This is a genomic window from Pelagibacterium sp. 26DY04, assembly GCF_031202305.1.
In the GTDB taxonomy this organism is placed as follows: domain Bacteria; phylum Pseudomonadota; class Alphaproteobacteria; order Rhizobiales; family Devosiaceae; genus Pelagibacterium.
This window is the reverse complement of sequence record NZ_CP101731.1, coordinates 86712-100299: the sequence shown is the minus strand read 5'-3', so window position 1 is coordinate 100299 and position 13588 is coordinate 86712. Positions and strand designations below refer to the sequence as shown.

Genomic DNA, 13588 nt, shown 5'->3' with positions numbered 1-13588 from the left:
TAGCCAATCGGATGGGGTGGGTAAAGAGCGCCGACGCGCCGTCAGCCCAGGATCACCCGGCGCGGCTTGAACTGGCCGGCTTCGACAACACCAAGGGCTACCGCCTCTCCCTTGAGGCTTGCCCAGGCGTCATCGAGGGCGATCGGAGCCTCGCGGCCGGTGAGCAGCACAGGATTGCCCAGGCGCACCGTGGCGGCCTGGCGGGCGTCGAGCCGGACTTCGGGGAGGCCGGTGAGCCCGGCAGCGACGGGGAGCAGAAGGTCATCCCGGCCGGCCTGGTCCGCCGTTTCGACAGCTTCGAGCGTTACCGCGTCGGCATCGGTGAAAGCCCCGACCTGGGCGCGATGGAGGGCACCGACATGGCCCTTGGTGCCCAGGGCTTCAGCGATGTCGCGGGCAAGGGCGCGCACATAGGTGCCTTTCGAGCAGGTGACCGAAAGGCGCGAGCGATCGTGCCCATGGAACAGGACTTCGAGGGCGTCGATCTCCACCTCGCGGGGCGGCATATCGAGCTTTTCCCCGGCGCGGGCCAGATCATAGGCGCGCTCGCCGCCGATCTTGATGGCGGAAAAAGCGGGCGGGACCTGCGTGATGATGCCGGTAAAGCGCGGAAGCAGCGCGGCAAGCGCTTCGCCGGTGGGGCGGACATCGGAGGTGGCGATCACCTCGCCCTCGATATCGTCGGTGGTGGTGGCCGCCCCCCAGGCGATGTCGAAATGATAGACCTTGACCCCGTCCTGGACGGCGGGGACGGTCTTGGTGGCTTCGCCGAACGCGATGGGGAGAATGCCGGTGGCCAGGGGATCGAGCGTCCCCGCATGGCCGGCCTTTTTGGCCCCATACAGCCAGCGGAGCTTGCCCACCGCCTCGGTGGAGCTCATGTCGTAGGGCTTGTTGAACACAAGCCAGCGGGAAAGGTTGCGCTTGACGCGCTTTTTGGGAGCTTCGCTCACGTCAGCCGTCCTGGTCTATTCTTTGTCGTCTTCGTCGTCGCGGGGCGCGAGGTCGCGCTGCACGCGATCGGAACGCAGCAGCGCGTCGATGCGGCCATATTCGTCGAAGGTCTGGTCGACGAAAAAGCGGAACTGAGGCGCGTATTTGAGATCGAGCGCCGGGGTCACGCGTCCGCGGATGAATTTGGCGTGCGCATTGAGCGCCTCGACAACGTCCTCTGCGTTCTCGCCGCCCAGCGGCATGACATAGACATTGGCGAGTTTGAGATCGGGCGTCATGCGCACTTCGGGGACCGTGACGGTCACGGTTTCGAGCAGCGGATCGATAATCTCGCCGCGCGCGAGAAGTGCGGAAATCTCATGACGCACGCGTTCGCCGACGCGAAGCATGCGCTGGGAGGGTGCCGATGTTGATGCCTTTTTGACCATTGCGGGGAAATAGGGGGTGCGGGGCGGTTCGTCAATCGGAAGAAGCGAGAGTTCGGCGCTTTCGGCAAGCTCAGTGCCCCCCTTCCCCCCGGCCCCTCTCCCATCAGGGGAGAGGGGGACTCTTTGGGCATCGCCAGAGCTCTTGCCGAAACGCTGCCTTTAGCTCCCCTTCTCCCCTGGTGGGAGAAGGTGGCCGCGAAGCGGTCGGATGAGGGGGGCTCTGAGCTTGCGCGACACTTTGGCCTAGCTGTTTTCCGAAGCGCGGATCGCCGCATGGCCCTCGCGATAGGTGGGGTAGCGGAAGGTGTAGCCGAGCGCGGATTTGATCTTGGCGTTCGAGACGCGGCGGTTGCCGGTGTAGAAGGTTTTGGCCATGGGCGAGAGATCGGCGTCCTCGAAGGCGATCGCGGGGGGCGGTTCGGCGCCCATGAGTTCGGCGGCGTGGGCGATCACGTCCTGGGGCGGGGCGGGCTCGTCATCGGCGAGGTTGAAAATGCCCGACAGCCGGGCGCGCGCGGCAGCGGCTGTGATGGCGCCGATATCGTGGACATGGATGCGGTTGAACACCTGATCGGGCTTGACGATCCGGCGGGCGGTGCCGTTGCGCAGCTTATCGAATGCCGAGCGGTCAGGCCCGTAGATGCCGGCGAGGCGCAGGATGGCGAGCGGTACGCCCTTTTGCGCGGCAACATCGCGCCAGGCCGTTTCGGCGTCGAGCCGGTAGCGGTTGCGCGCCGAGAGCGGCTCGGTGGGCGCGGATTCATCGATCCAGGCGCCCTGCGCGTCGCCATAGACGCCGATGGTGGAATAATAGCCGATCCAGCGCAGATGCGGGGCGGCGACAATATCGCGGGCATGGTGGAGAAGCGCCGGATCGCCATTGGCGCCCGGAGCGATCGAGACCAGAAGATGGGTGGCGCGGGCGAGCGCCGCGCCCACCGTCTCGGAGGGCTCGGTGCCTTCGAACAGATGCGGGGTGATGCCCGAGCCGCTAAGGTCCTGCGCCTTTTGCAAGTCCCTCGTGGTGGCCGAGATTTCGAGTTCTCCGCCCGCGCGCAAGGCATCGACGGTGGCGCGGGCCGAATAGCCGGCTCCGAAAATGAAAAGGTTCAGTTGATCCATTCGGCTTTGACGTCCGGGTCTTGTTCGGTGGCAATAAGATCGGCGCGCCGCGCCTCGGCCTCTTCCCCGGCCAATTGGCGCAGCGCCCAAACGGCCATGCCCCGCACCAAAGGACTGGGGTGGCCGAGAAGACGGTTGACGGCCAGGAGATAGGCGGCATCGCCGGAATTTCCGGCGGCGACGAGGCAATTGCGCAAGAACCGCGCCGAGCCCAGGCGCTTGACCGGGGTCTGGGCGAAAAAGGCGCGGAACGCGGCATCGTCGAGCGCCAGCATGTCGGCCAGCGGTGCGCTCTTGACCGTCTCGCGGGCGGCAAGCTTGTCGTCATGGCTCTGGCGGGCGAATTTGTTCCAGGGGCAGACGGCAAGGCAATCATCGCACCCAAAGACGCGATTGCCCATGGGCTTGCGGAATTCGAGCGGGATCTGGCCTTTGTGCTCCACCGAATAATAGGCCAGGCACTTTCGCGCATCGAGCCGGAAGGGGGCGGGGAACGCGTCGGTGGGGCAGACGTCCAGGCAGCGGGTACAGGTGCCGCAGCTTTCCGGGTGCGGCAGGTCGGCAGGCAGATCGGCAGTGGTGAAGATCGCGCCCAGGAACAGCCAGGATCCGGCCTCGCGCGAGACCAGCACCGAGTGCTTGCCCTGCCAGCCCAGCCCAGCCGCTTCGGCTAGGGGCTTTTCCATGACCGGGGCGGTATCGACGAACACCTTGACCTCGGCCCCGGTGCGGCGGGCCAGAAGTCCGGCCAGTTCCTTCAAGCGCCCCTTGATCACCTCATGGTAGTCCCGGCCCTGGGCATAGACGGAAACGTTGGCAAGACCGGGTTCGGCAAGACGAGGAAGCGGATTTTCGGCCGGGCCGTAATTGGTGCCCAGCATAATGATCGATCTGACCTCGGGCCAGAGAGAGGCGGGGGATTTGCGGCGATCCCCTGTCTCTTCCATCCAGTCCATGCCGGCGTGCCAGCCCTGGTCGAGCGCGCCGCGCAGCTTTTGCGCCAGATCGGGGCGCGAATCGGGGCGCGTGACCCCGAAGCTGGAAAAACCCAAGGCCAGGGCACGCTCGCGCAGTTCGGTGACGATGTTTTCGCGCTCAGCGCTCAAAAATCGAGATCCGCGTAAGTTGACGCGGCCGGCATGCCCACGATCCTGTCGGCCAAAAGCGGCCGGAAGGCGGGGCGGGACTTGATGCGAGCGTACCAGTCCTTGATTTCACCGGCCTTTTCCCAGGCGATATCGCCCATATAATCGAGAACCGAGATATGGGCGGCGAGCGCGAAATCGGCAAGGGTCAATGTGTCGCCGGCCAGCCAGCGGCGGGTGGCGAGCACCCAGGAGAAATAGGCCAGATGCTCGGACAGATTGGCCTTGGCGATCCTGATGACCGAAGGCTCGGGCGCGCCCGAGCGCAGGTCGCGTTTAATCAGCTTTTCTTCCAAAAGATAGGCGGTGACCTCGGGGCCGAGCTTTAGCAGCACCCATTCAAGCAGGCGCCAGACCTCGACCTTTTCGGTTGCGTTTTCCGGCAGCAGGGCTTCGATATGCTGCTCGGGGCCGAAATTGGCTTCGATATGGGCGATGCCGGCCAAAACCCCCACCACGGGCGGGAAGGGTTCGTCGAGCATTACCGGCACGGAAGCGGCCGGATTGATCTCGAGGAAGTCGGGATCGCGCCGCCAGGGTGCCACCTCGACCAGTTCGACCTCCACGCCATATTCGGCAAACATCAGGCGGATGAGACGCGAAGCGGGATCGAGCTTATGGTGGAGAAGCTGGGGCATGGACCGATCGTTTAATTGCTGCGCGGCGCCGAAGAGGGACAAGGCTCCTCTCCGACCGAAGGCTCCGGCCTGGCAAGGCGGTGCCGCCGCGCGTGACCTCAACAGATTTCACGAACTTTAATGACGGCGCAAAATGGCCGTCAATCAAGGTCTTTTTGTGCCCGCAGCCCACGGTTTGCGCGCAATTGATCCCATTGGGTCAACGAGCGGTTAACTTAGCCGTTAACCAGCGGGTTGGCGTGACGGTCGAATTCGCCATTGCGGCGGAAGCGCCACATATAGCTGGGCAGCACCGCATCGAGGGTGGTGGGGTTAAGGCCGAAAGCCTCCAGCGTGCGCTTTTCCCGCCGCGCCTTTTCGGAAACCACATTGTCGATGCCGAGCTGGACGACCTGGTCGGGGGTCAGAAGCGGCTTGGGCAACAGCGCCATCAGCCCGGCAAGCGGCTTGGCGATGCCGCTGGCCAAAGGCAGCACCAGGCGCTTGCGCTGGGTTTCCTCGAGCACGCGCTCGATCACCTGTTCCATGGTGAGGATCTCGGCCCCGCCAAGCTCATAGACCTTGCCGGTCCTGACCATGCCATCGGCGGCCCGGGCGATTGCTTCGGCCACATCGCCGACATAGACCGGCTGGATGGATGTGTTGCGGCCGATCAGCGGCATCACCGGAAAGGTGCGGGCGAGAAAGCCGAAAAGGTTGAAGAATCCATCGCCCTGGCCAAACACCAGCGAGGGGCGGATGACGATGGCCTGGGGAAAGGCTTTGAAGACCTCCGCCTCGCCGCGCGCCTTGGCACGTTGATAGGCGGAGGGGGAATCGGTTGCGGCGCCGAGCGCCGACATGTGGATCAGGGTCTTGACCCCGGCTGCGCGGGAGAGTTCGGCCACCGTCTTTGCGCCCTGGACCTGGACGGCGGAAAAGCGCTGGGCGCCCTTTTCGAACAGGATGCCCACAAGGTTGATCACGATATCGGCGCCGCGCACGGCGGCGGCAACCGAATCGGGGAAGCGCAGATTGGCCTGGATGGGCTGGACCTGACCGGGAAAGCCGAACATGCGCACATGGCCGGCCAGGTCGGGGCGGCGCACCGCCACTCGCACCGCATAACCGCGCCGCGCCAGATCCTGGGTGAGCTGAGTGCCGATGAACCCCGATCCGCCAAAAATCGTAACGAGCTTTCTTCCCTGTTCGACCATCGCTCAAGATCCCTGTGAAAGTCGATCCGTTCTAGCCTTGCGAGCCGCCGCTTTGCAATCGGTTTGCGCCATGGCGGGCGATCGGCGTGCCGAGGCAGAGAATCCGCTTGACTCCGCCGGCACCATGTTCTTTGTTTGTTCTATTCGCATAAGGAAGGATATGGATATGAGCCCGGACGCCGAAACCCCGACTTATCAGGGAAGCTGCCAGTGCGGGGCCGTCACGTTCACGGCAAGAACGCGGCTCGAAGCACCCTTCCAATGCAATTGCTCGCGCTGCCGGCGATTGAACGCGGTGATGCATTCGGTTCCCGACAGCGATTTCGTGCTTGAAAGCGGCGGCGAAGCGCTCAAGACCTTCCGCTTCAACTCCCACACCATCGCGCATCAGTTCTGCACGGTCTGCGGCATCCAGCCCTTTGCTTCGGGGACGGACAGGGATGGGCGGGCGTTGCATGTCGTCAACGTCAATTGCTTGGACAATCCCGTCTATGACCCCGGCGCGATCACCCGGTTCAATGGCGCCGATTTTTGACAGCCGCTTTGTGAAGCTGCGGTGACGGAGTGCATTGACAAAGGGTTTGGCGCGCTCTAAAGCGTGCCCCCGTTGCCCAGATGGCGGAATTGGTAGACGCGCTAGCTTCAGGTGCTAGTTCCCGAAAGGGAGTGGAAGTTCGAGTCTTCTTCTGGGCACCAATCCTTTCGGCTCAGTGCCGCTGTTCCCCGATTGCCTGACCTACGATGCGCGATTTTTCGCGCGGCTTTGTTGCCGGATTAAGGTGACAGAAGCGATCACATTATCTACAAGCCCGTTATCGTTTCAGCATTGTTCGGGTTTGACATGATCGATCTGCGCTCCGGCCTTGTGGCCGCTTGCCTGGTTGCCACCGGCGGCCCTGCCGCTCTCGCCCAGGAGTTTCCGCTCACCATTGACCATGCCTATGGGCAGACCACCATCGAGGCCCAGCCCCAACGGGTTTTGACCTGGGGATGGGTGGCCCATGACGTGGTGCTCGATCTGGGCGTGGTGCCGGTGGGGCTGCCCAGGGTGAGCTATGGCGGGGATGCCGAGGGCGTTTCGCCCTGGACGCGGGAGGCGCTCGAGGAACTGGGGGCCGAATTGCCGCCGATACTGGGCGAGGCAGCGGGGGAGGTTTCCCTCGAAGCCATGCTGGCGCTCGAGCCCGACGTGATCCTTGCGCCCTATTCGGGGATGACCGAGGAAGAATATACGGCTCTCAGCCAGTTCGCCGACGTGATCCCGTTCAAAACCCAGGCCTGGCGCGGCGCCTGGCAGGATACCGTTGCGGTGATCGGGCAGGCGCTGGGGCTGGAAACCGAAGCCCAGGCGCTCATTGCCGAAACCGAAGCGATGATCGCCGCAACGGCCGAAAACCACCCCCAGATTGCCGGCAAGACGGTGCTCAATTTCGTCAACCGCGACGACGGAACGGTTTCGGTGCGCACCAGCGCCGATCCGCGCTCACTGCTTTTGACCGATGCGGGACTGGTGTCGGTGGCGCGCGAGGCGGCCGATGCCAATGGCTACACCTATTTCGTGAGCCATGAGAATTTCGCCGACCTTGATGCCGATATCCTCGTGGCGTTCCTCGATTCGCCCGAGGCCGCCGAGGCGTTCTTCGCCCTGCCCTATATCGCCAGCGCGCCCCAGGTCGCCGAAGGCCGGGTGGCCGTCATCGACGATGAGGCGGTGACCATGGCGGTGGGCGGCGCGATTTCACCGCTTTCGCTGCGCTGGGGGTGGGACGCGTTTATCGGCCCCATCGCCGAGGCGGCCGAAAACGCCCATTAGGACGGACGCGAAACGGCTCGGAGCACAAAGCGCTCTAGGCAAGACATTGCCGGGTGTGGCACTAAGGCAAACAAACGTGCCCACCCGGAGTTCAAAAAACCGACATGAGCGTCAGACTGCACAAGGGCGATCTGCCCGACCTTTCCCGCTACACCGGGCGTCAGGTCGCCATCGACACCGAAACGATGGGGCTCAACCCGGCGCGTGACCGGTTGTGCGTCGTCCAGCTCTCGCCTGGCGACGGTACCGCCGATGTGGTCCAGATCCTGCCCGGACAGACCGAGGCGCCCAACATCGCGACCCTGCTCGGCGATGAATCGGTCACCAAGCTTTTCCATTTCGCCCGCTTCGACATCGCCGCGCTCTATGCGGCATTCGGGGTGATGCCGGCGCCGGTCTATTGCACCAAGATCGCCTCGAAACTGGTGCGCACCTATACCGACCGGCACGGGCTCAAGGACCTGGCGCGCGAGCTTTTGAACATCGACATGAGCAAGCAGCAGCAGTCGTCGGACTGGGGCGCCGAGACGCTGACCCAGGCCCAGCTCGACTATGCCGCTTCTGACGTTCTCTATCTCCACGATCTGCGCCGGCACCTCGACCGCATGCTTTCGCGCGAGGGCCGCAACGAAATGGCGCGGGCGTGCTTTGATTTCCTGCCCATGCGCGCCAGGCTCGACCTCGCCGGATGGGCCGAGACCGACATCTTCGCCCATAGCTGAAGAGCATTTCCATGACGGTGCCCACCGCGGCAATACGATTGGAGACCTATAACCGGTTCGCCCGGCACAACCGGCTGATTGCCGTGCTGCGCTGGGCCGTGCCGGTTCTGGGTGTCATCATATTGTCAGTGCCGGTGGTCCAGCTTGCCGTCTCGATGATGGCGGACGTCATCCCGGTCGAGGGCGTGCGGCTCGAAAACGACACGCTTGTGGTCGACGGGCCGCGCTTTGAGGGACGCACGGCGACGGGATCGAACTACACCATGGAAGCGGCACGGGCCGAAACGCCGGTGGGCAATCTCGACACAATCGACCTTTATGACCTTTCCGTCGACATCGTCGACGACAGCGGCTACTGGGCCGAGGTGGAATTCAGCTCGGCCGAATGGACGATGAGCACCGAATATCTGCGTTCCAACGAAGACGTTTTCGTCACCGATTCCACCGGCGCCCGCGGCACGTTGGCCGGGGTCGACGTCGATTGGCCCGCTCAGATGATCATGAGCGAGGGCCCGGTGCGTTTCACCTTCGAAAGCGGCGCGCAACTTGTTTCCGATACGATGATTTATGACATGAACGCGGCGCGCTGGCGGTTTTCGGGCGTCGATCTCGACATGGTGCCCCAGGCCGATGCCGGGGAAAGCCGCGACCCCTTTGCTCCGGAGAACTGACATGGTGCGCCTTGGCCTTTCCTTGACGCTTGTTGCCCTGCTGGCCGGCCCGGTTCTGGCCCAGACCACTCAGACCGACCCGGCAGGGTTCGGCGGGCTGGCCGATGAGGCGGACGAGGAGGTGAACGTCACCGCCGACGATCTGCAGATCAATGAGAACGAGAGCACGGCGCTGTTTTCGGGCAATGTGGTGATCACCCAGGGAACCATGGAACTGGCCGCGCCCGAGGTTCTGGCGACCTATGGGGAAGCCGGTCCCTCTGACCTTGAGAACTTCACCGCCTCGGGCGGGGTGACGATGAATTTCGACGATCAGACGGTGGATGCCGATCAGGCGTTCTACGACTTCGCCCAGCGCATCCTGACCTTCACCGGCTCGGTGGTGGTGGTCAACCAGACCGGCACCGTCAATGCCGACCGGCTTGTGGTCGATACGCGGGCCGGCACTTCCTCCTTCTCCTCGGAGGGTGAAGATGGCGGGCGGGTGACCTCGACCTTCACCCCGGAGGGCTGATGTCGAGCATCGACCAGACCGGCTGGCTCGTCGCCCACGGTCTTGCCAAGAGCTTTAAGAAGCGCGCCGTGGTGCGCGACGTGTCGCTGGCCGTGCGGCGCGGGGAGGCCGTGGGCCTGCTCGGGCCCAACGGGGCGGGCAAGACCACGGTTTTCACAATGATCATGGGGCTTGTGCGGCCCGATGCGGGGCAAGTGCTGCTCGACGGCCTGCCGATCACGCAATTGCCGCTCTACCAGCGCGGACGCCTGGGCATCGGCTATCTGCCGCAGGAGGCCTCGATCTTTCGCGGGCTTTCGGTCAAGGACAATGTGCTGGCCGTGCTCGAAGGGCACATCAAGGACAGAAAAGAGCGCAATGCGCGGCTCGACGAATTGCTCGACGAATTCTCGGTCTCGCACCTGCGCGATGCCGATGCGCTGGCCCTTTCGGGCGGCGAGCGGCGGCGGGTGGAAATTGCCCGCGCGCTGGCGGCCGACCCCAAATTCATGCTGCTTGACGAGCCCTTTGCGGGGGTCGATCCGATCGCGGTGGCCGATATCCAGGCGCTGGTGCGGCAATTGACCCAGCGCGGCATCGGCGTTCTGATCACCGACCACCAGGTGCGCGAAACCTTTTCGCTGGTCGATCGGGCCTATCTCATCCATGGCGGCAAGGTGATGATCCAGGGACGGCCCGAAACCATCATGGCCGATCCGGACGCCCGGCGGGTCTATCTGGGCGAGAGCTTTTCGCTTTAGGCCGGCAACTGGCACGAAAATTGTATAGCGCGAACTTGCGGGGCCCGGCGAATGCCGCTAGGGTCGGCTTCGGCGCGCGTGGGGCGTGCCGTTTGGGGGAAATTTCGAGTGGGAGCCAGATAGTCCATGGCGCTTTCGCCACGGCTGGATGTGCGTCAGAGCCAGACCCTGACGCTGACGCCGCAATTGATGGCGTCGATCCGGCTTTTGCAGCTCAGCCATCTTGAGCTTTCGGCCTTTGTCGACGCCGAACTGATGCGCAACCCGCTGCTCGAGCGCGAGGATGGCGCCGAGGGCGACACCCCGCTCGAGCGCGAGCAGCCCGAGGACATCGATCCCTATCGCGACGTGGTCGACCATTCCGACCATTTGGGCAGCGCCGTAACCATTGCCGACAGTTTCGACACCGACGTCGCCAATGTCTTTCCCGAGCAGTCGGGATCCGATTCGCTTTCCCAGGCCAGCTCCTGGCCCGAGGGTAAGGGCATGGCGGGCAGCGAGGCGCCCGATCTCGACCAGTATGTCTCCGCGCAGATCTCACTGGCCGAGCATCTGTCCGAGCAGGTCAACCTGATCCTCAAGGATCCCGCCGAGCGGCTGATCGCACGCAGCCTCATCGACAATCTCGACGAGCGCGGTTACCTCGCCGCCGATATCGAGGGCATCGCCGACCAGCTCGGAGCGGCGCCCGAAACCGTGGAAGCCGTGCTCGCGCGCGTGCAGGGCTGCGACCCCGTCGGGGTTTTTGCCCGCTCGCTCCCGGAATGCCTCGCCATCCAGCTTGCTGAAAAAAACCGGCTCGACCCGATGATGGCCAACCTGCTCGCCAATCTCGATCTGGTCGCCAGCCATGATCTTTTGACGCTGGGGCGGAAAATCGGCGCCGATCGCGAGGATATCGCCGACATGCTGGCCGAATTGCGCGAGCTCGACCCGCGCCCCGGCCGGGCGTTCGATGCCGCCCCGGTGCAGGCGGTGGTGCCCGACGTTTATGTGCGGCGCGGCAATGACGGGGGCTGGCAGATCGAGCTCAACGCCGATGTGCTGCCGCGCGTCCTGGTCAACCGCACCTATTACGCCACCGTCACTAAGAAGACCCGCGATGCCGAGGAAAAGAGCTTTCTCGTCGATTGCCTGGCGACGGCCAACTGGCTGACCAAGAGCCTCGACCAGAGGGCGCAAACCATCCTCAAGGTGGCGACCGAGATCGTTACGCAGCAGGACGGCTTTCTCCGGCACGGCATTTCGCATCTGCGGCCGATGACCCTCAAGACCGTGGCCACCGAGATCGAAATGCACGAATCGACCGTTTCCCGCGTCACCGCCAACAAATATATCGCCACCCCGCGCGGGCTGTTCGAGATGAAATATTTCTTCACCACCGCGCTCAATTCCGCCTCGGGCGGCGAGGACCATTCGGCCGAAGCTGTGCGGCACAGGATCCGGCAATTGATCGAAGCCGAAAAGCCCGACGCCATCCTTTCGGACGACACCATCGCCGAGATCCTGAAGCGCGAGCAGGGGATCGACGTGGCGCGCCGCACCGTCGCCAAATACCGCGAGGGGATGGGAATTGCCTCTTCGGTAATCCGGCGCCGGCAGAAGAAGGCGCAGATGGCCTAGCGGCGCCGACGAGGGGGAAAAACGGCTGGCCGGCGTTTCGTTTCACTCTGCAGTTAATCACAAGCCACCGAATGCCGAAGAGGTGGGCAAAAGGTGTATTGACCCTGCCATCGGTTGCCCTCTACACAGATTCTCTCAAGTTTGTGGGGAGTCCATGACAGAACGCGCCCATTCTTATGATTACGACCAGTTGCTGGCCTGTGGGCGCGGTGAGCTATTCGGACCGGGGAACGCGCAATTGCCGCTTCCCCCCATGCTCATGTTCGACCGGATCACGCGCATCGACGACGATGGCGGCGCCTTCGGCAAGGGCCAGGTGCGCGCCGAGCTCGATGTCGACCCGGACCTGTGGTTCTTCCAGTGCCATTTCCATGGCGATCCGGTGATGCCGGGCTGCCTGGGGCTCGATGCGCTCTGGCAGATGACGGGGTTCTTCCTCGGCTGGGGCGGTTCGCCCGGACGCGGCCGGGCGCTGGCCGGCGAGATCAAGTTCACCGGCCAGGTGACCAATGACGTCAAGCATGTAGAATACGGGATCGACATCAAGCGCGTCATGCGCTCGAAACTGACCCTGGGGATTGCCGACGGCTATGTTAAGGCCGACGGCAAGACCATTTACGAGGCCAAGGATTTGCGGGTCGGCCTTTTTACGGACATGGGCGCCCTGTAACCTGAACAGTTCGCATCCGCTGGACAGACCAAGCAAGAGGCATAAATGAAGCGCGTAGTCGTCACCGGCATGGGGATCGTGTCTTCGATCGGGAACAATCTCGACGAAGTGCTCGATAGCCTTAAGGCCGCACGTCCCGGCATCACCCGGGCCCAGGACTATGTGGACCTGGGCTTCCGCTGCCAGGTGCATGGCGAGCCCATGCTCGACCCGTTCGAAGTGCTCGACCGGCGCACCACCCGCTTCATGGGCAAGGGCGCGGCCTGGAACTATATCGCCATGCAGGAGGCGATCGCCCAGGCCGGGCTTGAGGAAGCCGATTATCGCCGCAATGCGCGCACCGGCATCGTCATGGGCTCGGGCGGCCCCTCCACCCGGGCGGTGGTGGAAGCCGCCGATATCACGCGCGAGAAAAAGAGCCCCAAGCGCATCGGGCCCCTGGCCGTCCCCAAGGCGATGAGCTCGACCGCTTCGGCGACGCTGGCCACCGCTTTCGAAATCCACGGCGTCAACTATTCGATCTCCTCGGCCTGCGCGACGTCCAAGCATTGCATCGGCAATGCGTACGAGCAGATCCAGCTCGGCAAGCAGGACATCGTCTTTGCCGGCGGGCATGAGGATCTCGACTGGTCGATGTCGAACCTTTTCGACGCCATGGGCGCCATGAGCTCGAACTTCAACGATACCCCGGAAAAGGCCTCGCGCGCCTATGACCGGGATCGCGACGGGTTCGTGATCGCCGGCGGCGCTGGCGTTCTGGTGCTCGAGGAATATGAACACGCCAAGGCGCGCGGCGCGACCATCCTGGCCGAAGTCGTGGGCTATGGCGCGACCTCGGACGGCTACGACATGGTGGCTCCCTCGGGCGAGGGCGCGGAGCGCTGCATGAGAATGGCGCTCGAAACCGTCAAGGCGCCGGTCGATTACATCAATCCGCACGCGACCTCCACCCCCGTGGGGGACCGGGCCGAAATCGGCGCGCTGCGCGAAGTGTTCGGCACCGGCGACAACTGCCCGCCCATTTCGGCGACCAAGTCGCTGACCGGCCATTCGCTGGGGGCGACGGGCGTGCAGGAATCGATCTATTCGATCCTGATGATGCGCAACCGCTTCATCTGCGAGAGCGCCAATATCGAGAACCTCGATCCCGAATTCGAGGACATGCCGATCCTGCGCCAGCGCCGCGACAATGTGGATCTGGGCGTGGTGCTCTCGAACAGTTTCGGGTTCGGCGGCACCAACGCAACGCTCGTGTTCCAGCACCCGGACGTTTGACCGCCCAAGCCCGGCGCTTCCCCAATTTCCAGCCCGTCACCCCGGCCTCGAGCCGGGGTTCAATAGGTTTGCGCGGG

At 63.9% G+C, this 13588-nt stretch carries 15 protein-coding genes and 1 tRNA gene; 10 read left to right on the top strand and 6 right to left on the bottom strand.

What is annotated here, in order from left to right:
- Window positions 1-41: 41 nt before the first annotated feature.
- From truB to NO932_RS00480, 6 genes are all read right to left on the bottom strand, one after another.
- Window positions 42-953, bottom strand: coding sequence for a tRNA pseudouridine(55) synthase TruB (truB, locus tag NO932_RS00505; protein ID WP_309209083.1), 912 nt, complete (start codon window positions 951-953; stop codon window positions 42-44).
- A gap of 15 nt (window positions 954-968) precedes the next feature.
- The gene (gene rbfA / locus NO932_RS00500) at window positions 969-1343 is read right to left on the bottom strand and encodes a 30S ribosome-binding factor RbfA (RefSeq protein ID WP_309209082.1); all 375 of its coding nucleotides are present in this window, start codon (window positions 1341-1343) and stop codon (window positions 969-971) included.
- A gap of 282 nt (window positions 1344-1625) precedes the next feature.
- Window positions 1626-2504, bottom strand: coding sequence for an SDR family oxidoreductase (locus NO932_RS00495; RefSeq protein WP_309209081.1), 879 nt, complete (start codon window positions 2502-2504; stop codon window positions 1626-1628).
- The gene (gene queG, locus NO932_RS00490) at window positions 2492-3610 is read right to left on the bottom strand and encodes a tRNA epoxyqueuosine(34) reductase QueG (RefSeq protein WP_309209080.1); all 1119 of its coding nucleotides are present in this window, start codon (window positions 3608-3610) and stop codon (window positions 2492-2494) included. Before queG ends, NO932_RS00495 begins: the two co-directional genes overlap by 13 nt.
- A complete protein-coding gene (locus NO932_RS00485) occupies window positions 3607-4287 on the bottom strand; it encodes a glutathione S-transferase family protein (RefSeq protein ID WP_309209079.1) in 681 nt (226 codons plus the stop codon). Before NO932_RS00485 ends, queG begins: the two co-directional genes overlap by 4 nt.
- A 215-nt stretch (window positions 4288-4502) precedes the next feature.
- Window positions 4503-5483, bottom strand: coding sequence for a complex I NDUFA9 subunit family protein (locus tag NO932_RS00480; protein ID WP_309209078.1), 981 nt, complete (start codon window positions 5481-5483; stop codon window positions 4503-4505).
- A 166-nt stretch (window positions 5484-5649) separates the two neighbouring features.
- On the opposite strand from NO932_RS00480, the gene NO932_RS00475 reads away from it, so the two are divergent.
- The 10 genes from NO932_RS00475 (at window position 5650) to fabB (ending at window position 13511) form a co-directional block, all read left to right on the top strand.
- Window positions 5650-6018 carry a GFA family protein gene (locus tag NO932_RS00475; RefSeq protein WP_309209077.1) on the top strand — a complete coding sequence of 123 codons (369 nt, stop codon included), beginning with the start codon at window positions 5650-5652 and terminating at the stop codon, window positions 6016-6018.
- A 74-nt stretch (window positions 6019-6092) separates the two neighbouring features.
- Window positions 6093-6179 (top strand) — tRNA-Leu (locus NO932_RS00470).
- Window positions 6180-6324: 145 nt separating this feature from the next.
- Window positions 6325-7296, top strand: coding sequence for an iron-siderophore ABC transporter substrate-binding protein (locus NO932_RS00465; protein ID WP_309209076.1), 972 nt, complete (start codon window positions 6325-6327; stop codon window positions 7294-7296).
- Window positions 7297-7400: 104 nt separating this feature from the next.
- Window positions 7401-8018, top strand: coding sequence for a ribonuclease H-like domain-containing protein (locus NO932_RS00460; protein ID WP_309209075.1), 618 nt, complete (start codon window positions 7401-7403; stop codon window positions 8016-8018).
- 11 nt (window positions 8019-8029) lie between these two features.
- Window positions 8030-8689, top strand: a complete 660-nt coding sequence (locus tag NO932_RS00455; protein ID WP_309209074.1) for a hypothetical protein — start codon at window positions 8030-8032, stop codon at window positions 8687-8689.
- 1 nt (window position 8690) lies between these two features.
- The gene (locus NO932_RS00450; RefSeq protein ID WP_309209073.1) at window positions 8691-9203 is read left to right on the top strand and encodes an LptA/OstA family protein; all 513 of its coding nucleotides are present in this window, start codon (window positions 8691-8693) and stop codon (window positions 9201-9203) included.
- Window positions 9203-9943, top strand: coding sequence for an LPS export ABC transporter ATP-binding protein (lptB, locus tag NO932_RS00445; RefSeq protein ID WP_309209072.1), 741 nt, complete (start codon window positions 9203-9205; stop codon window positions 9941-9943). The genes NO932_RS00450 and lptB overlap by 1 nt, the downstream gene beginning before the upstream one ends.
- A gap of 126 nt (window positions 9944-10069) precedes the next feature.
- Complete coding sequence (gene rpoN / locus NO932_RS00440) at window positions 10070-11566, top strand: RNA polymerase factor sigma-54 (RefSeq protein WP_309209071.1); 1497 nt, start codon at window positions 10070-10072, stop codon at window positions 11564-11566.
- A 154-nt stretch (window positions 11567-11720) separates the two neighbouring features.
- The gene (fabA, locus tag NO932_RS00435; protein ID WP_309209070.1) at window positions 11721-12236 is read left to right on the top strand and encodes a 3-hydroxyacyl-[acyl-carrier-protein] dehydratase FabA; all 516 of its coding nucleotides are present in this window, start codon (window positions 11721-11723) and stop codon (window positions 12234-12236) included.
- 45 nt (window positions 12237-12281) lie between these two features.
- The gene (gene fabB, locus NO932_RS00430) at window positions 12282-13511 is read left to right on the top strand and encodes a beta-ketoacyl-ACP synthase I (RefSeq protein ID WP_309209069.1); all 1230 of its coding nucleotides are present in this window, start codon (window positions 12282-12284) and stop codon (window positions 13509-13511) included.
- The last annotated feature ends 77 nt before the right edge of the window (window positions 13512-13588 follow it).